Here is an 18112-nt window from a genome sequence, read left to right as displayed (position 1 = left end):
ATCCGCCTTATCTTATGCGTCCGGGAGAGCGGAATGAAGCCGTGAAAGCCAGAGAATGGGAATTGGAGCCGGTTACGCCGCCCCGCGCAATTCCTCGGCCTTCTGCAGGTCCACGCTGACCAACTGCGACACGCCCCGTTCGACCATGGTCACGCCGAACAGCCGGTCCACGCGGGCCATGGTCAGGCGGTGGTGGGTGATGAGAAGGAATCGGGTGTTGCCCTCCCGCGCGATGTCTTCCACCAGATCGCAGAAGCGGCCGACATTCGCTTCGTCCAGCGGCGCGTCGACCTCGTCCAGCACGCAGATCGGGGCGGGGTTGGAGCGGAAGACGGCGAACAGCAGCGACAGCGCCGTCAAGGCCTGCTCGCCGCCGGACAGCAGCGACAGCACCTGAAGCTTCTTGCCCGGCGGGCTGGCGTAGATCTCCAGCCCGGCCTGCAGCGGGTCCTCGGCGTTGACCAGCTCCAGATGCGCCTTGCCGCCGCCGAACAGGCGGATGAACAGCTCCTGGAAGTTGCGGTTCACCGTGTCGAAGGAGGCGACCAGACGCTCCCGCGCCTCGCGGTTCAGGCTGGCGATGCCCTGGCGCAGGCGGGCGATGGCGCTGACCAGATCCTCGCGCTCGGTCTGCAGCGTGCCGATCTGCGTTTCCAGTTCCGCCGCCTCGATCTCGGCGCGCAGATTGACCGGACCCATGTTCTCCCGCTCGCGGGTCAGCTTGTCGAGGCGCGATTCCACGACCGCCACGTCGGGCATCGCCTCGTCGGGAGGAAGGTCGGCGGCGGCGCGGGTCTGCTCGGGGCGGCAGTTCAGCCGCTCGGCGATGCGCTCCGTCAGGGATTGGCCGTTCTGCAGAGCGGCGGAGACGGCGGCCTCGGCGTGGGCGCGGGCCTCGCGGGCGTCGGCCAAACCGGACTCGGCCTGCTTCAGCAGCTTCTCGGTCTCGGCCAGCCGGTTCTCGGCATCGGCCAGGGCATCGGCGGCGCGCTTGCGGGCACGCTCGGCCTCGCTGATCCGGCCGAGCAGGGCCTGCCGGTCGGCCCCGATCGCCGCCGGTCGGCTTTGCAACTGGGCGAGGTCTGTTTCGGCGGCGGCGGCGCGCTGCTTCAACTCGGCCACGCGTCCGCCAGCCCCGGCGGAGCGGGTGCCCCAGGAGGCGACGTCCTGCTGGATGGCGGACAAGCGCTGACGGCGGGACTGCGCCTCACGGGTCAGGCGATCCAGCGCGTTCTGCTTCTCGGCGAGGACGGCGCGGTGCTCGGCGAGCGTGGCGCGGCGGTCGTTGACGGCGTCGCGGCCCTCGCGCGGGTCGGGCAGGGCGTCCAGCAGCTCCCGTGCCTCCTCCAGAGCGGCCTCGGCCTCCTGCCGGTCGGTGTCCAGCCGCGCGATGCCTTCGACCACCGCCGCCAGCTTCGACGCGGCGGCGTCGGCCTCGCGGGCCAGCTTGGCGTGGCGGTCGCGGGCGGTGGTCACCCCGGCGAAGGCGTCGCGCACCGCGTCGCGGGCGCGGCGGTCGGCCTGGGCGGCCTCCTCCACGGCGCGCTTGGCCTCGTCCAGGGTATCGCGGGCGACCTCCAGCCGCTCGTCGGCGAGGTCCAGCTCGCCGCGCAGCTCGTTCAGGCGGTTGCGCTGCTTCAGGCGGACGGCGGCGGCGGTCGGCGCGCCGGCCTGGACGGTCAGCCCGTCCCAGCGCCATGCCCCGCCATCGCGGCTGACCAGGGTCTGGCCGGGGGCGAGGCCGGCGGCAAGAGCCGCACCCGCCGCGTCGTCGGCGACCACGCCGATGTGCGACAGGGCACGGGCGGCGGCCTCCGGTCCCTGGACGCGGTCGGCCAGCGCTTCGGTCCCGACAGGCAGCGCAGCGGCATCGGGGTAGGGCGGCAAGTGGCGCCAGTGGACCGGAGCCGCCTCGTCCAGGGGGGCGGTCAGCGCGTCGCCCAGCGCCGCGGCCAGGGCGCCCTCATATCCGGGAGCGACGGTCACCGCATCGACCAGCGGCGGAAACAGGTCACCGGCTCCGGCGGAGAGAAGTTCAGCCAGCGCCTTCTCCTCCGCCTTCAGCTTGGCACGGGCGGATTCGGCGGCCTGCAGGGCCTCGCGGGCGCGGGCCTGGGCGGGTTCGGCGTCGGTCTTGGCGCGCTCGGCACGTTCGGCGGCTTCGCGGGCGTCCTCCAGCCGCTGTTCGGCCAGCTCGACGGCCAGCTCGGACTCGGCCACGTCGGCGCGGGCAGCGATCTCGCGCTCCAGCGCGTCGCGCTGCGCCTGCTGCTCAGCGAGGCGCTTGGCGAGCCCGGAGGCCCGTGTTTCAAAATCAGCGACCTGCCGCTGGGTGGCGGCGCGGCGCGCCTCGTCGGCGGCGGTCTGCTCGGTCAGGCGGATCAATTCGCGGTCGAGCGCGTCCACTGCCTCCCGCGCATCGGCCAGCGCCTCCCGCGCGGCCTCCTCCAGCATCTCCTCGTCGGCCTGGGCTTCGAGAAGCCGGTCGCGCTCGGCCTCCAGCCGGGCCAGGGCGTCCCCGGCGTCGGCGGCGAGCGCCTCCTCGCGGCCGAGGTCGCCGGCGATCTGCTGAAGGCGGGAGAGCAGGGCGCGCTGCTGCTCGGCAACGCGCTTCTCCTCGGCGTCGAGCTGTTCCTTGGCGATGATCAGCCGTTGCAGGGCCGCCGCCGCCGCCGCTTCGGCTTGGCGCTTTTCCGGCAGCCCGGCAGCGTCGTCGGTGCGGCGGGTGGTCAGCTGGGTGACCGCCAGCATCAGCTCCCGCACCGCGCCCTCGGCCTTGGCGAAGGCGCCGCGGGCGCGGGCCAGCTCGCCTTCATGGGCAATCCAGCGCAGGTGCCAAAGCACCGCTTCCGCCTTGCGGATCTGCTCCGACAGGTTGCGGTAGCGGGCGGCCTGCCGCGCCTGCTTCTTCAAGCTCTGAAGCTGGGTGTCCATGGCCCCGATCACGTCGTCGAGGCGCATGAGGTTGGCTTCGGCCGCCCGCAGCCGCAGCTCCGCCTCGTGCCGGCGGGAGTGCAGGCCGGTGATGCCCGCCGCCTCCTCCAGCAGCATGCGGCGGTCCTGCGGCTTGGCGTTGATGATCTGGCCGACCTTGCCCTGGCTGACCAGTGCCGGGGAGCCGGCGCCCGAGGCGTTGTCGGCGAAGAGGAGCTGGACGTCGCGGGCGCGCACCAGCTTGCCGTTGATGCGGTAGTCGGAGCCGTTGCCCCGCTCGATCCGCCGCGTCACCTCCAGCTCGTCGTGCTCGTTGAAGCCGGCGGGGGCGGTGCGCGTGCGGTTGTCGATGAGGAGGGCGACCTCGCCCAGATTGCGCGCCGGACGATTGGCCGTGCCGCCGAAGATGACGTCGTCCATGTCGTCGCCGCGCATCCGCTTGGCGGAGGTTTCCCCCATCACCCAGCGCAGCGCCTCCACCAGATTCGACTTGCCGCAGCCGTTGGGGCCGACGATGCCGGTCATGCCCGGCTCGATCACCAGATCGGTGGCGTCGACGAACGACTTGAAGCCGGACAGGCGGAGGCGCGTGAAGTGCACGGGATCGAAGCCTTCTGCCCGGTCCTTACTTCACCAGCTTGTCGATGGCGGCGGCGAAGGTCTCGAAGGACTGCGCGCCGCTGATGGTGGCCGCGCCCTCGTTGAGGACGAAGGTCGGGGTGGCCTCCACCTTGTACTTGTCCTGGCCGACCAGCCGGCTCTGCAGGATGCCGTCGGCGAGCGCCTGGTTGGCCATGCAGGCGTTGATCACCTGCTCGCTCATGCCGGCGAGCTTGCCGTACTGGGCCAGCGCCTTGACCGGGTCGGCGGCGCGGCTCCACTGGCCCTGGCTCTTGAACAGCACGTCGAGCAGCGGGTAGTAGCGCTCCGCCGGGGCGCAGCGGGCCAGCATGGAGGCGCGCAGCGCCGCCTGATCGAAGGGGAAGTCGCGGAAGATCAGCTTCGCCTTGCCGGTGTCGATGTAGGCTTCCTTGATCTTCGGCAGCGTCTCGGTGTGGAAGGCGGCGCAGTGCGGGCAGGTCATCGACGAATAGTCGAGGATCGTCACCGGCGCGTTGGGGTTGCCGAGCACCCGGTCGGCCAGCAGGTCGGCCGTGGAAGCGGCGGGAGCTTGCGCCGTCTGCACGGGAGCCGTCTGCACCGGCAGAGTCTGCCCGTTCGACGGCCGGGAGCCGACCACGGCGAGCCCGACGATCAGCGTCATGCCGACCGCGATCAGAGCAACGATGCCCAAAAGGTTGCGGTTCACTTTGGCCTCATCCCTACCAGATGTTGATGGTATAATCGAAACTCCCCTTTTGCGGCAAGAGTATGGCCCAGCCCGAGCCGGCTCCTGCCCCAAGGGGTCGCATGACGGCTAGCGGCGGCGCGGCGCCGGACGCGGGCGGGCCAGCAGCGACCGCCCGAAGCGCTCCAGCGTGGCCCGCAATTCCTCGTCCTCCACCGTGGCGGTGGTGGTCATCACCGACAATTCCTCATCCATGGTCAGGTCGCGCGGGCGCACCGTCGGCTTCTGTATGGTCAGCGGGGCGGCGTGGATCAGCTTGATCTTCGCCACCGCGCGGTAGCCGAAGAAGCTGTTGATCCGCTCCACGATCTGCGGTTCCAGATGCTGAAGCTCCAGCGCGATGGCGCCCATGGCGCGGATGTGCAGGACGGCGTCCTCGCGCTTGCCGCGCGGGAAGCTCAGCTTGTCGGGGGCGGTGCGCAGGCTCAGCTGGTGGCCGACGATGGACGGCCAGTCGTTGATGAGCGAGCCGAAGGCCAGCCCGCGCTTGCCCAGCGCCTTTCCGGCCACCTCGGGGACGGTCTGGCCGATTCGCCGCGGTCCGTTCATGTCAAGGCTTCCTGGTCGGGGCTTCCTGGTGATCGTCCGCGCACCCTAGCGCAAGCGGGCGGGACTTCGCCAGCGTGCCCGCGGGTGTTCCTTTCTCGGCAGGCCTTTATCGGCGGCCCTTTATCGGTGCCTGGGTTCGCCCTATGTCTTGCCGCCATGACGACGCCTCCCCACACCGCCCCGAAGAGTGCCCCCAGGGACGCCGCCCCACGGCTGCTCTCCTGGTACGATCACAACCGCCGCGACCTGCCTTGGCGCGCCAAGCCGGGGGAGGTCGCCGACCCCTACCGGGTCTGGCTGTCGGAGATCATGCTGCAGCAGACCACGGTGCCCGCCGCGGCTCCCTATTTCCGCGCCTTCACGGAGCGCTGGCCGACGGTACGCGACCTCGCGGCGGCACCGCTGGACGACGTTCTGGTGGCCTGGGCCGGGCTCGGCTACTACGCGCGGGCGCGCAACCTGCACAAATGCGCGCAGGTGGTGGCGGCGGAGCGGGCGGGGCGCTTCCCCGACAAGGAGGTGGCTCTGCTGGACCTGCCGGGCATCGGCGCCTACACCGCGGCGGCGATCACCGCCATTGCCTTCGGCCACAAGGCGACGGTGGTGGACGGCAATGTGGAACGGGTGGTTTCCCGCGTGTTCGCCGTCGAGGAACCGCTTCCCGGCGTGAAGCCCAAGCTGCGCGCGCTGGCCGCCCTCCTGACGCCGGACGAGCGGCCCGGCGACTACGCCCAGGCGATGATGGATCTGGGCGCAACGGTCTGCACGCCGCGCAAGCCGAAATGCATGCTCTGCCCCTGGTCGGACTGGTGCGCCGCCCGTGCCGCCGGCATCCAGGAGCAGCTTCCCCGCAAGGCCGCCAAGGCGGACAAGCCGACCCGGCGCGGCGTGGCCTTCTGGCTGCTGAACCCGGAGGGAGCCGTTCTGCTGCGCCGCCGGGCGGAGGAGGGGCTGCTGGGCGGCATGACCGAAGTGCCCTCCACCCCCTGGGCCGGCCACGCGCCGACCGATGCGGAGATTGCGGCGGCGGCGCCGCTGGATTTGTCCTGGCGCCGCCTGCCGGGCGTGGTCCGCCATACTTTCAGCCATTTTCACCTTGAACTTGAGGTCGTCGCGGCCAAGGCCGGCGACGGCTGGCGGATGGCCGAGGGGCTGTGGGTTCCGGTGGACCGGCTGGGCGGGCAGGCCCTCCCTTCCGTCATGATGAAGGTGGTGCGCCACGCCCTGGCTCACGCGTAAACGGGGCGCACGCGTAAACGGAAGGTGGACGGAGCGACATGAGGCGGCGGACGATCCTGGCCCTGCCGGCCTTCCTGGCCGGCGCGTGGCTTGCCGGCCCCCTGCGGGCGGAGTTGCCCCAACGGGCGGAGCCCAAGGCGAAGAAGGTTCCGGCACCCGCCGGGCGTCGCGTCGCCCTGGAACTGGTTTTGGCGGTGGACGGGTCGGCCTCCATCACCGATGGGGATCTGGAGTTCCAGTTGCAGGGCCACGCCGCGGCCTTCCGCGATCCGGACGTCCGCGACGCGGTGACCGCGGGTGGCGTTGCGGCGACCCTAGTGGTCTTCTCAGGCCCGCACAGCCTGCGCGTCCTGGTGCCCTGGACTCCGCTGACCAGTGCGGAGGAGGTGGCCGCCTTCGCGGACCGGATCGACAAGTCGCCGCGTGGTTTTCAGGGGGATTCCACGGCGCTGGGCAGCGCCATCGACGAATCGGCGAAGCTGTTCGCCGGCAACGGCTTCGACGCCGCGCGCAAGGTCATCGACATCGTTTCGAACGGCTTTTCCAACAGCGGTCCGGACCCCGCGGGTGTGCGCGACCGGGTCGAGCGGCAGGGGATTACCATCAACGCCCTGGCCATCCTCGACGAGTTTCCGTGGCTGGAAGAGTATTATCAGGAGAATGTCGTCGGCGGCATGAATGGATTCGTGAAAACGGCAATGGACCGCAGCAGCTTCGTCGAAGCGCTCCGGCAAAAACTCATCCAGGAAATCGCCGCTCTTCCTGCACCGCGCTCGGTTATCACCGCAGCTAATTTTTGAGCAATGCCGCTCAACGGCGCTGAATTTTGGAAAATCGTCTGGAGGAACGAGGCCAAATCGGGCTACTTTACCGTTGTTTGCAAAACTCCATTCATGCGCATCGCTTGAAGTGTCTTTTCGTGCGAGTGGCGTCCTGGGCGATGCGCTGGAATGGTGGGATGGACAATCGAAAGCCGGTGGGGCCGGGCGATATCGTGGCGGCGGCCGGCGCGCCGGTCACCGGGAGCGCCGACGCCCATGGCGCGGTTCCCCCTCCCAACGGTCCCTCTCGCGACGTTCCAACGGTTGGGGCGGTCAACCGCTCCGGGGGCAAACCCCGTCTGCAGGCTGTGGCGATGATGCTGGCCGCCGCCGTGGTCCTGGTGCTGGGGACTCTGATGGTGGTGGTCGGGTCGGCCTTCCTCGGCATCGCCGGCATCGCGGAGGAGGCGCGCAACGTCACCATGCCGCGCGCCGGCGCGCAGCACCGCGACGCCCTGACCGCCGCCGAGCTGAGCCGGCTGGCCGAGGTGATCCTCAACAGCCGGGACCACGCCCGCCGCGCCGCCGCCCTGGACGAGGCTGAGGCGTTGGCCAGCCGGTTCGCCCTGGTGGTCGATGCCGACGTCTTGGACAAGCTCGACCGTGCGCTGAGCGCCGTGCGGCGCAGCAACCATCGCGCCAACCTGATCGACTCGCTGTCCGCCAGCATCCGCGAGCAGTTGGCCGGGGTCGACGAAGCGCTGGCCGGCGCCACCGCGCTGCTGGCGGAGCCGGACAAGGCGGTCCAGGACTATGCCTTCCTCAGCAACCTGTACCATCTGCGCCGGCTCTACGGGCAGGCGGCGGCCGGTGAAACGGCGCAGCAACTCGTGCTGCTGGACAGCGAGGTCATGGGGCTGCTGCGCAACCAGCAAGCCTTGCTGGACAGCCTCTCCAGCATGAGGACGGGGCCGACGGTCCAACCCAACCGGCTTGCCATCCTTCTGGACCGGTTCGCGGCGGCGCGCACGGTGATCGACCTGCAACGCGGGCGCCTGTCCGTGCTGGCACAGGTTCGGCAGGACGGCGACCTCGTTTATCGTCAACTGAGAACGCTGGCCGACAGCCTGTCCAGCGACGCCGCCGCGACCACCCTGCTGATGACGGACCGCATCGTCGCCGATGGCTGGCGCGGGTTGTGGACCGGGGTGGCGGGAATCGCTGCGGCCATCCTGCTGTTGGTCATCGTGACGGCGCTGCTGCGCCGCCATGTGGTGGCTCCGGTGCTGCGCGTCAGCGACACTCTGCACGCCTTGCAGAAGAGCCCGCAGACGGTGGCCTTGCCGCCGGCCTCGCTGGAGGAATTCGATCGCATCGGCAATGCGGTGGAGCGGTTCGCCGAGGCGATCGGCGCGCTGCACCGCCAGTCCGCGGCTTTGCGGGCGAGCGAAGGGCGGCTGAACGTCATTCTGCAGTCCTCGCCCTTTCCCATCGTCATCGCGCGGGGTAGCGATGGGCGCATCCTGTTCGCGAACGCTTCCGCCGCGGAGCTTCTGGAAACCACGGGCACCGTCCTGCTGGAGCGCGCGATGCCGGATTTCCTGGAGACTTCAGCTGATTGGCAGGGATTCGCCGATGGCGTGTTCCGCCGCGGACGGCGGCCGGATGTCGAGACGCGGCTGAGAACCGCCGAAGGGCGTCCCTTCTGGGGTGTGTTGTCGGCAATGGCGATGGATCACGACGGTGTGGAATCGCTCTTCGTGACTCTTCACGACATCTCCGCTCGCAAATACGCCGAAAAGGCGCTGGTCGCCGCGAAGGAGGAGGCGGAGCGCGCGCTGCGCGACCTCCGGAGGACCCAAAGGAGCCTCGTCCAGGCGGAGAAGCTGGCGTCGCTGGGGGCACTGGTGGCTGGAGTGGCGCACGAGATCAACACGCCCGTGGGAATCGGCGTGACCGCCGCCAGCCATCTCGCCGAGCAGGCGCGGCAGTTCAGGGCCGGCCTGGCGGATGGCCAGCTGCGCCGCCGCGACATGGAGGACTTCGTGGACCGGATCGAGGAGGGGGCCTCCATCGTCCTGGGCAATCTGGAGCGCGCCTGCGCGCTGGTGCAGAGCTTCAAGCAGGTGGCCGTGGACCAGACGTCGGAGGCGCGGCGGCCGTTTGAACTGCGCGGCTATCTGGACGGCGTGCTCGGCAGTCTGGCCCCACAGCTGAAAGGCACCGGGCATCGGGTGACGCTGGACTGTCCGGACGGGTTGATCATGGACAGCTATCCGGGCGCTCTGTCGCAGGTCGTGTCGAATCTGGTCATCAACGCGCTGCTGCACGCCTTCCGGCCCGACGTGCCGGGGACCATCACCATCGCCGCTGGCACCGGCGGTCCGTCCTCCGCCGGCGCGGGGAGCGTCGTGCTGGACGTCGCCGACGATGGCCGCGGCATTCCGCCGGATCAGATCGAGCGTATTTTCGAGCCCTTCTTCACCACGCGCCGCGCCGAAGGCGGCAGTGGGCTCGGCCTGCACATCGTCTACAACATCGTCACGGGAACACTTGGCGGGCGCATCGCCGTGGCGTCACAACCGGGGTCCGGCTGCCGCTTCACCATCCATTTGCCGCTGACCGCGTCACCCATGGCGCCGCCCGCCGTCACCGCCGGCCGCGTGACGGTGGAGGAGACGGAACCCGCCTGACGGGTCAGGCGCGGGCGCGTTCGATCTCGACGCCGACGCTGGCGGCGTCCGGGAACACGTCCAGCTTCTCCACCCGCACCTTGACGCTGGCGATCCGCTCGTCGGACAGGCAGCGCTCGGCGATCCGTTCGGCCAGCGTTTCGATCAGGGTGACGTGGCCCTGGCTGACCAATCCCTTCACCACCGCCGCCATGTCCTCGCCGGTGACGCCGGGGGCGACGACGTCCAGGTCGAGGCTCAGGCGGATGCGCTGCGGCTTGATCCGTTCGTGGGCATAGACGCCGATCAACGCATCCATGACCAGATCGCGCACGAAGCAACGGGTGGAAAGCGCCGCCGGGGCCGAACGGGGCGCCGGAGCGGTGACGGTGGCGAAGAGCTTGTTCATGGCGGACACGCCTATCACGCCGTCCCCGTCCTGCCAAGGCATGCGGGCGGCGCTTGATGAGGGGCTCCAATGCCGAACTCGCGGGAACGGGGCGGCGTGAACGGCCGCTCCGTCTCCAGTCCGGCGCCGGGGATCAGGCGGAGGCTTCGGAGCGGATGCGCTCGCGCAGCACGTCGATGGGGCGCAGGTCGCCGCCGTCCTCATAGTGCCAGAAGGTCCAGCCGTTGCAGGCCGGCAGCCCGGCCATGGCGGCCCCCACCTGATGGATGGAGCCGCGATGCTCGCCGCGCGGGCCGGCCCCGATCAGCGTGCCGTCGGCGCGCACGCGGGCGACCACCCGGCGGCGCAGGTCGAACAGCGACGTGCCGGGTCGCAGCAGGCCGCGCTCCACCACCCAGCCGAAGGGAATGCGCGGGGCCGACCGCTTCGGCGGCGTGTCGAGAACGGCGGCGTCGGGCGCCTCCTCCACCGCCTCGATGCGGGCGGTGGCCGCCTTGGCGTAGGTCGGGTCGCGCTCCAGCCCGATCCAGTTGCGGCCCAGCCGCTTCGCCACCGCACCCGTGGTGCCGGTGCCGAAGAAGGGGTCCAGAACCGTGTCGCCGGGGCGGGAGGAGGACAGGATGACGCGGTAGAGAAGCGATTCCGGCTTCTGCGTCGGGTGGGCCTTGCGGCCGTCCTCGTCGCGCAGGCGCTCCGCGCCGTTGCAGATCGGCAGCAGCCAGTCGCTGCGCATCTGCAGGTCGTCGTTCAGCGCCTTCATGGCGTCGTAGTTGAAGCGGTAGCGGGCGTCCTTTTCGCGCGAGGCCCAGATCATGGTCTCATGCGCGTTGGCGAAGCGCGTGCCGCGGAAGTTCGGCATCGGGTTGGTCTTGCGCCACACGATGTCGTTCAGAATCCAGAAGCCCAGATTCTGCAGCGTGGCGCCGACACGGAAGATGTTGTGGTAGCTGCCGATCACCCACAACGATCCCTCGGGCTTCAGGATGCGGCGGGCAGCGGCGAGCCAGTCCCGCGTGAAGCGGTCGTAGGTCTCGAAATCCTCGAACTTGTCCCAGTCCTCCTCCACTCCTTCGACACGGGAGTGGTTCGGGCGCAAGAGTTCGCCCCCCAGCTGGAGGTTATAAGGCGGATCGGCAAAGACAAGGTCCACCGATTCAGCCGGCATTTCATTCATGAGGGCGATGCAATCGCCCACGAGAATTTTGTTCAGGGGGAGCATTGACGAAACCAAAACAGCGAATCAGTCGTTGGGACAATGATTCGCCGCCGAGTCGCCGTCAACTGATTTCTTATCCCGGAATCGCGGCGGTCAGCCGGCCCGCTCGATTTGGGCGCGGACTGGTGCAAAAGTGACTCGGTGGTGGGGCGTCACGCCGTGGCGGCGCAGCGCCTCCAGATGCTCCGGCGTCGGGTAGCCGGCGTTGCGGTCCCAGCCATACTCCGGGTGAAGCTCGGCCAGCCGTATCATCTCGCGGTCGCGCGCCACCTTGGCGACGATGGAGGCGGCCGCGATCGACTGGCTGCGCCCGTCGCCCTTGACGATGGCTTCCATCAGGCAGGACAGGTCGGGCTTGAACTTGCCGTCGATCAGCGCGACGGCGGGCGGCTCGCCGGGCAGCGCCTCGTAGGCGCGCTTCATGGCCAGCAGCGTGGCCTTGTGGATGTTGAGGGCGTCGATTTCCGCCGCGGACGCCTCGGCGAGCGCGACGGCCAGGGCGTGGGCGCGGATCTCCGGCTCCAGCGCCTCGCGGGCGCGCAGGCTCAGCGCCTTGCTGTCGTTGATGGCACGGGCCAGCGCGTCGGGCAGGCCGCCCGTCGGCAGCACCACGGCGGCGGTGACCACAGGGCCGGCGAGCGGGCCGCGCCCCACCTCGTCGATTCCGCAGACCAGCCGCCCCTGGCCCAGCGCGGTTTCGAAGGACAAGTCGGGCTGCGGGCGGGGAACTTTCGGGCGGGCGGTTTTGACGCGGACGGCTTTGGTGGTGGTCTTGGGCGTCATGGAGGGTCGGTTCTTGCGGGTTCGGCGTGGTGGGGCAGGAGCCGTCTGCCGGACAGCTGTTCGATGTAGATGCGCGTCAGCGAGCGCAGGATGGGCGGCATCGTCTCGATGGCTTTGGCGAACTGGTCCTTGCGGATGATTTCGCAGACCGTGGCCTCCAGCGCAACGACGGTGGCGGCGCGCGGCCGGTTTGCGAGGAGAGCCAATTCCCCGAAGATGCGTCCCGGCCCCAGCACGCCGAGGTCGGTCCCGTCGCGCCGAACGCCGACCGAGCCGGACTGGATCAGGTAGGCCGCCGTTCCCTCGTCCCCCTGGCGGAAGAAGCTGTGGCCGTGGCGGAACATGCGGCGGTCCGCCACCGTGGCGAAGGAATCGGAGGAGCGGATGGCGGCGCCGCCCTCCTGCCGCTCGGGCTGGGACAGGCCGTAGCTGCGGCGGATCGCGGCGACGAGGCTTTCCAGCAGGTAGGAGGTCAGCGGCGGGCAGCGGCCGCGCAGCGCGCGGAAGGTGCCGCGGGACAGTTCCACCGCCTCGACGGTGGTCAGGGCGCGCACCGTGGCGCTGCGCAGTCCGTCGTCCAGCAGGGCCATCTCCCCGACGATGGCGTTGGCGCCGACGGTGCCCAGGTGGCGCGGGCCGTCCGGACCGTCCAGCAGAACCTCCAACTCGCCCGACTGGATCAGCCAGGCGCAGTCCCCGGCCTCGCCCTGGCGGATCAGCACGGTGTCGGCGGCGATGCGCCGCGTGGGAAGGTCGGGTCCGCGTCTGGTCATCACCGGTTCCATCGCTCCGGGCCGGGCGCCCCTGTTTTGTACAGGTTAGCGCGAATGCCGGTCCGGTTCAGGCGAATTTGCGGCGGCCAATTCACGCGGCCAACCGGCGGCGGCCGTGACGCTTGGCGGGGCGCGCCGGCTGCGCTATGCATGGCGCCCTCAAATCGAGAGGCCGGAAGTCATGACCACCACCGCCACCACCGAATGCCCCTGCCGCTCCGGCAAGCCCCTGGACGCCTGCTGCGGCCCCTATCTGGACGGCAGCGCGCTGGCGCCGACCGCCAAAGCGCTGATGCGGTCGCGCTATTCGGCCTTTGCCTGCGGGAAGATCGACTATCTGCAGGAGACGCTGCTCCCGGAGACCCGCGAGGACTTCGACCGCAAGGAGATCGAGACCTGGGCCGCCAACAGCCAGTGGACCGGCCTCGAGGTCCGCAGCACCGAGGCCGGCGGGGTGCAGGACGAGGACGGCGTGGTCGAGTTCGTCGCCCACTTCACCATGAACGGCAAGCCGCAGAAGCATCATGAGACCAGCCGCTTCACCAAGCGGGACGGCCGCTGGTACTATGTGGACGGCACTCTGGGCGCCCGCCCGCGCAGCGGCCCCAAGGTCGGCCGGAACGATCCCTGCCCCTGCGGCAGCGGCAAGAAGCACAAGAAGTGCTGCGGGGCGGTCTGACGGTCCAGTTCTGATAGGGCGGTCTTGAGCGCCCGGACTTGACCGGTAATCCGCCGATTCTCGCAGCAATTGCGATATTTTTGGTCGCCCGGTGACCGCCGGGCGGCCTTCGGCTGGGTTTTTGCCGAATCTTTCTTTCCGGCGCGCGCGATCTCAATTGAAAAGCGCGGCGGAACGGATCATCTTCGGAGGGCCATGTTCCGCCTGTTGGGGCATGGCCTATCACGACAGATGAGACCACGTATGTTCGACCGTCCGCAGCGCAACAGCTTCCGCGCTCCCGAGATCACCCAGCGCAACATCCGCGCCACCGTCAAGTGGTTCAACGCGACGAAGGGCTTCGGCTTCGTCACGCCCGAAGACGGCTCGCCGGATGCCTTCCTGCATTCCACGGTTCTGCAGTTCTGCGGACACGACAGCCTGCCCGAGGGTGCCACCATCACCTGTGACCTGTCCCGCGGCCCGAAGGGCCCGCAGGTCGCCACCATCCACGACGTCGACACCTCGACCGCCAGTGAGTCCCCGCGCCCGGCGGCGCGCGCTCCGCGCGGCGACAGCTACGGCGGCGGTTACGGCGGCGGCGGCAGCTACGGCGGCGGCAGCAGCTACGGCGGCGGCGCCGGCGGCGCCGAGGAGACGGTCGACGGCACCGTGAAGTGGTTCAACGTGTCCAAGGGCTTCGGCTTCATCGCCCCGTCCACCGGCGGCAAGGACATTTTCATCCACATCCGCGCTCTGGAGCGCTCGGGCCTGGACGTGCTCGCCGACGGCGAGCAGGTGCGGGTGACCGTCCGCCAGGGCGTCAAGGGTCCGGAAGCGCAGCGCGTCGAAGTGGTCTGACGTCGAACAGCCGGGTTTGAGGGGGCGGGGCGGACCCATCCCCTCACGTCCGGTCGCGGAAGCAGCACCATTTCCCCCGCCGTCGCGATCCGCCAACACGGTTCGAGACGGTGAGTGGGGCACAAAGAAAAAGCCCTCCGTTCCAGTGGAACGGAGGGCTTTTTTGTTGGGCCTCGCCGAGGAGAGGGGCTTTTACTTATGGCCGCCCGATCAGCGTGCCCATTAGGCGGGTGCGGATGGCGGCGACGGCGCAGTCCAGCGGGCGGTCGGCGTCGGGCTTCGACGGGGCCGCGGCCACGTCCGGGCACAGGTCCTCGATCCTCCAGGCGCGCGGCGGCGGCGGCGGGGTGGCGTGCGGGTCGCAAGTCGCCGGGTCGGGATGCGTTTCCTCGCTGTTGTCGTTGGCCGGCTTGATCTCCAGGTTTGGCGACACGCCGAAGCAGTCGACCAGTCCGCCGGACGGGCGGAAATAGCGTGCGGTGGTCAGGCGAATACCGATGTCGCCGGACAGCGATGAGATGGTCTGCACCGAGCCCTTGCCATAGCTGCGCGTGCCGAACAGCAGCGCCCGGCTGTGGTCCTGAAGGGCGCCCGCCACGATCTCCGACGCCGAGGCCGACCCGCTGTTGATCAGCAGGACGATGGGCAGCCCGGCCAGCAGGTCGCCCGGCGTGCCGGTGTAGCGGCGGTTTTCGTCCGGATCGCGGCCCCGCACCGACACGATGTCCACCGCCTCCAGGAAGCGGTCGGCGACGTTCACCGCTTGGTCGAGCAGGCCGCCGGGGTTGTTGCGCAGATCCAGCACCGCCCCGGCCAGCCGGCCATGGGCCTGCCGGCGCATCTCCTCCACCGCCTCGTCCAGCGCGTGGGAGGTCTGCTGATTGAAGGCGGCGATGCGGATATAGGCGACGTCGCCCTCCAGCCGGTAGCGCACGGGCTGGATCTTCACGATCGCGCGGGTCAGCGACACCCGGAAGGGAGCGTCGGGACCGCCGTTCCCGCTGTTGCCGCCGTTGCGCCGCATGGTCAGGGCGACCGAGGTGCCGACCGGGCCGCGCATGCGGGCCACCGCGTCGCGCAGGTTCATGCCCTTGACCTGCGCCTCGTCGATGCGGGCGATCAGGTCGCCGGTGCGCAGTCCGGCGCGGGCGGCGGGGGAGCCGTCGATGGGCGATACGACGCGGATCAGGCCGCTGTCCTCGTCCATGGTCACCTCGATGCCCAGCCCGCCGAACTCACCCTGGGTCTGCTCCCGCATGTAGCGGAAGTGCTCCGAGTCGAGAAAGGCCGAATAGGGATCGAGGGAGGTCAGCATCGCGTCCAGCGCCGCCTCGGTGAGCGTCCGGTCGGTTGCCCCCGGCTCCTCCTTCTTCTTCTTCTGAAGGCCGGCGACGGCCTTTTCGACCAGAACCTGCGGCGTGCCCGGCTTCACATGTTCGGCCAGCACGCGGCGCATGACGTCGGAGAAGAGGAGATAGTTGCGGTCCGCCGGGGAGGGGAGGGTGGAGGTGCCCTTGGCTTTTGCGAATTCCTGCCGGTAATGCTCCAGCGCGATGCTGGTGTCGGCGCGGGAAGCGGGCACCACCGCACAGGCGGGTCCCATCGCCACCATCAGCAGCAACAGCGCCGCCAGCAGTTTCGCCATCCTGCGCCCCTCTTGACTGACCGGCCCGGCCGGCGGAATCAAAGCCATCAACGCGACTGCAAGCCTTATTGTACCAGGGGTTTCGCCTGTCGGACGCCCAAGGCCGGTGCGTCTGTGCTTTCGTACGGCGGAGCATGGCCTTTCGGCCGGTCCCGCCGGTCGTCCATTCGCAACCTAGCACGTTGACCGGGCAATCTCAAATCCTGCCCCCTGGTGCCGCGGGGCCCGTCGCCTCGCCCAGGATAGGATATGTGTCTCTGCCCTCCGCGCCGCCACTCTCCGGGCGAGGGAGGGCGGCGGCGCGGGGATTCTACGCCTTAATAGGCACCTTTTCCGCTGAGCATCACGCCGACCGTGCGCAGCAGGATGCGGAAGTCGCCCCAGAAACTCCAGCCCAGCAGATAAGCGGTGTCGAGCTGGACGCGCCGGCCATAGTCCACGTCGTTGCGGCCGCTGACCTGCCACAGTCCGGTCAGGCCGGGGCGGCAGCGCGTGTAGAAGGGGAAGCAGACGTGATAGCGCGCCACCTCCTCCTGCACGATGGGGCGTGGGCCGACCAGACTCATATCGCCGGTCAGGACGTTGAAGAGCTGCGGCAACTCGTCCAGGCTGGTGCGGCGCAGGAAACGGCCGATCCAGGTGATGCGGGGATCGTTGCGCAGCTTGCGCGTGGCCTCCCATTCGGCGCGGGCCTCCGGATCGGATTCGATCAGCTTTTCGAACACCTCAGGTGCGTTGACGACCATGGAGCGGAACTTCCAGCAGGTGAAGTCCCGACCCTCCGTCCCGATGCGCCGGTGGCCGAACACCGCGGGGCCGCCGTCCAGCGTGATGAGGAGCCCGACGATCAGCATCAACGGTCCGAAGAACAGAATCAGCCCGACCGCCCCCACGAGGTCAAAGGCCCGTTTCACCCGGTTGCGGTGCAGCGGTGCCGTGGCCGGCAAGCGCGCGACCAGCTCAGCGGCGGACGCCGTGCCGGCGAGCGTCGCCGGCTCCAGCGGTGCAGCACCCAACTGGATGGACTGCGGAATACCCATCGATCCCCCGTACTCACAATTCGGCTGGCGGAAACACGACCGCCTTCCGGGGGAGGCAACGCGTGAGGCGCGTCCGGGGTCCCCCGGCTGGGCCGATCCGCCACAGTTCCATTGCGGTACGCCGGGTGGCGTGAGCGAAGCCGACGGGGTGCCTCTTTCGGCGCAAGCGGAGGCTCAGCAGATGCGGGGAAGCTGGTCGCCAGACAGCCAATCGACGATGCGCTTGCCGCCGAAGCGCGTCTCCATCTGCACGAAGCGGTGGGAGTCCTCGACCACCGTGCCGATGGCCGCGGCATCGACCCCCAGCGGATGGACGCGCATGGCCGCCAGCAGGTGCGCGGCATCCTCCGCCGCGCAGATGGCGATCAGCTTGCCCTCGTTGGCGACGTAGAGCGGGTCGAGCCCGAGCAGTTCGCAAGCGGCTGCGACCTCCGCCTTCAGCGGGATGTCGGCCTCGCGCAGCAGCATGCCGACTCCCGACTGGTGGGCGATCTCGTTCAGCGTCGTTGCCAGACCGCCGCGAGTCGGGTCGCGCAGGACATGCACGTCCGGCACCGCCGCGACCATGCTGGCGACCAGCCCGTGCAGCGCCGCGCTGTCCGACCGGATGTCCGTCTCGAAGCTGAGATTCTCGCGGGTGGACATGATGGCGACGCCGTGGTCGCCCATGGTGCCGCTGAGCAGGATCGCGTCGCCGGGCCGCGCCCGCTCGCCGGACGGGGCGACGCCGGGCGGCACCACGCCGATGCCGGTGGTGGTGATGAAGACGCCGTCGCCCTTGCCGCGCTCCACAACCTTGGTGTCACCGGTCACGATGGACACGCCGGCCTCGCGCGCGGCGTGGGCCATGCTGTCCACCAGCCGCTTCAGGTCGGCCAGCGGGAAGCCTTCCTCCAGGATGAAGCCGGCGGTCAGATAGAGCGGCACCGCCCCGGCCATGGCGACGTCGTTCACCGTGCCGTGCACGGCCAACGAGCCGATGTCGCCACCGGGAAAGAACAGGGGCGAGACGACGAAGCCGTCGGTCGTCACCACCATCCGTCCGGCGGGCGGGTCGAAGGCCGCCTGGTCGTTGCCCTGGTCGAGCAGCGGGTTGGCGAAGGCGGCGGCGAACAGCTCCCGCACCAGCTGGGCCATGGCCTTGCCGCCGGATCCGTGGCTCATGTCCACGGTGCCACGGGCGAGGTCGAGCTTGCGGGTGAAGAGACGGCGGTCGGTCATGGC

The 18112-nt window shown here is 69.7% G+C and carries 15 protein-coding genes; 5 read left to right on the top strand and 10 right to left on the bottom strand.

Going from position 1 to position 18112, the window contains the following annotated elements; genetic code table 11:
* Positions 1–72 precede the first annotated feature (72 nt).
* The 3 genes from smc to ACWPXE_RS05810 all read right to left on the bottom strand — a co-directional run bounded on the left by smc (position 73) and on the right by ACWPXE_RS05810 (position 4831).
* Entirely contained in the window at positions 73–3534 is a 3462-nt protein-coding gene (smc, locus tag ACWPXE_RS05820) for a chromosome segregation protein SMC (protein ID WP_454017049.1), read from the bottom strand.
* Between the two features lie 25 nt (positions 3535–3559).
* Positions 3560–4243 carry a DsbA family protein gene (locus ACWPXE_RS05815; protein ID WP_454017048.1) on the bottom strand — a complete coding sequence of 228 codons (684 nt, stop codon included), beginning with the start codon at positions 4241–4243 and terminating at the stop codon, positions 3560–3562.
* A 108-nt stretch (positions 4244–4351) separates the two neighbouring features.
* Positions 4352–4831: a DUF721 domain-containing protein gene (locus ACWPXE_RS05810; protein WP_014198352.1), complete on the bottom strand. Its 480-nt coding sequence runs from the start codon at positions 4829–4831 to the stop codon at positions 4352–4354.
* A 156-nt stretch (positions 4832–4987) separates the two neighbouring features.
* On the opposite strand from ACWPXE_RS05810, the gene mutY reads away from it, so the two are divergent.
* The 3 genes from mutY (at position 4988) to ACWPXE_RS05795 (ending at position 9524) form a co-directional block, all read left to right on the top strand.
* Entirely contained in the window at positions 4988–6070 is a 1083-nt protein-coding gene (gene mutY / locus ACWPXE_RS05805; protein ID WP_454017047.1) for an A/G-specific adenine glycosylase, read from the top strand.
* A 38-nt stretch (positions 6071–6108) separates the two neighbouring features.
* Positions 6109–6870, top strand: coding sequence for a DUF1194 domain-containing protein (locus ACWPXE_RS05800; RefSeq protein ID WP_454017046.1), 762 nt, complete (start codon positions 6109–6111; stop codon positions 6868–6870).
* 158 nt (positions 6871–7028) lie between these two features.
* Positions 7029–9524 (top strand): sensor histidine kinase, encoded by a 2496-nt coding sequence (locus tag ACWPXE_RS05795; RefSeq protein WP_454017045.1) that lies wholly within the window; start codon positions 7029–7031, stop codon positions 9522–9524.
* Between the two features lie 4 nt (positions 9525–9528).
* On the opposite strand, the gene ACWPXE_RS05790 is transcribed toward ACWPXE_RS05795, so the two are convergent.
* From ACWPXE_RS05790 to ACWPXE_RS05775, 4 genes are all read right to left on the bottom strand, one after another.
* Positions 9529–9912, bottom strand: a complete 384-nt coding sequence (locus ACWPXE_RS05790) for a dihydroneopterin aldolase (RefSeq protein ID WP_040134860.1) — start codon at positions 9910–9912, stop codon at positions 9529–9531.
* A 133-nt stretch (positions 9913–10045) separates the two neighbouring features.
* Positions 10046–11131 carry a site-specific DNA-methyltransferase gene (locus tag ACWPXE_RS05785; RefSeq protein WP_145627156.1) on the bottom strand — a complete coding sequence of 362 codons (1086 nt, stop codon included), beginning with the start codon at positions 11129–11131 and terminating at the stop codon, positions 10046–10048.
* 90 nt (positions 11132–11221) lie between these two features.
* Positions 11222–11911, bottom strand: coding sequence for a ribonuclease HII (locus ACWPXE_RS05780; protein ID WP_454017044.1), 690 nt, complete (start codon positions 11909–11911; stop codon positions 11222–11224).
* On the bottom strand, positions 11908–12684 hold the full coding sequence (locus tag ACWPXE_RS05775; protein WP_454017043.1) for a cyclic nucleotide-binding domain-containing protein: 777 nt from the start codon (positions 12682–12684) through the stop codon (positions 11908–11910). The genes ACWPXE_RS05780 and ACWPXE_RS05775 overlap by 4 nt, the downstream gene beginning before the upstream one ends.
* A gap of 181 nt (positions 12685–12865) precedes the next feature.
* Between ACWPXE_RS05775 and ACWPXE_RS05770 the strand changes: the two genes are divergently transcribed.
* Together ACWPXE_RS05770 and ACWPXE_RS05765 are read left to right on the top strand one after the other, a co-directional pair.
* Positions 12866–13363, top strand: coding sequence for a YchJ family protein (locus ACWPXE_RS05770; protein ID WP_454017042.1), 498 nt, complete (start codon positions 12866–12868; stop codon positions 13361–13363).
* Positions 13364–13606: 243 nt separating this feature from the next.
* Positions 13607–14203: a cold-shock protein gene (locus tag ACWPXE_RS05765; protein ID WP_145627150.1), complete on the top strand. Its 597-nt coding sequence runs from the start codon at positions 13607–13609 to the stop codon at positions 14201–14203.
* Between the two features lie 196 nt (positions 14204–14399).
* Here ACWPXE_RS05765 and ACWPXE_RS05760 read toward each other — a convergent pair whose 3' ends face one another.
* The 3 genes from ACWPXE_RS05760 to hypE form a co-directional block, all read right to left on the bottom strand.
* Complete coding sequence (locus tag ACWPXE_RS05760) at positions 14400–15848, bottom strand: S41 family peptidase (protein WP_454017041.1); 1449 nt, start codon at positions 15846–15848, stop codon at positions 14400–14402.
* A gap of 317 nt (positions 15849–16165) precedes the next feature.
* On the bottom strand, positions 16166–16888 hold the full coding sequence (locus ACWPXE_RS05755; RefSeq protein WP_237905177.1) for a sugar transferase: 723 nt from the start codon (positions 16886–16888) through the stop codon (positions 16166–16168).
* Between the two features lie 174 nt (positions 16889–17062).
* Positions 17063–18109 carry a hydrogenase expression/formation protein HypE gene (gene hypE, locus ACWPXE_RS05750; RefSeq protein ID WP_454017040.1) on the bottom strand — a complete coding sequence of 349 codons (1047 nt, stop codon included), beginning with the start codon at positions 18107–18109 and terminating at the stop codon, positions 17063–17065.
* Positions 18110–18112: the final 3 nt, after the last annotated feature.

The sequence above is a fragment of the Azospirillum sp. Marseille-Q6669 genome, from assembly GCF_965111635.1.
This window is presented reverse-complemented; position numbering and strand designations above follow the sequence as displayed.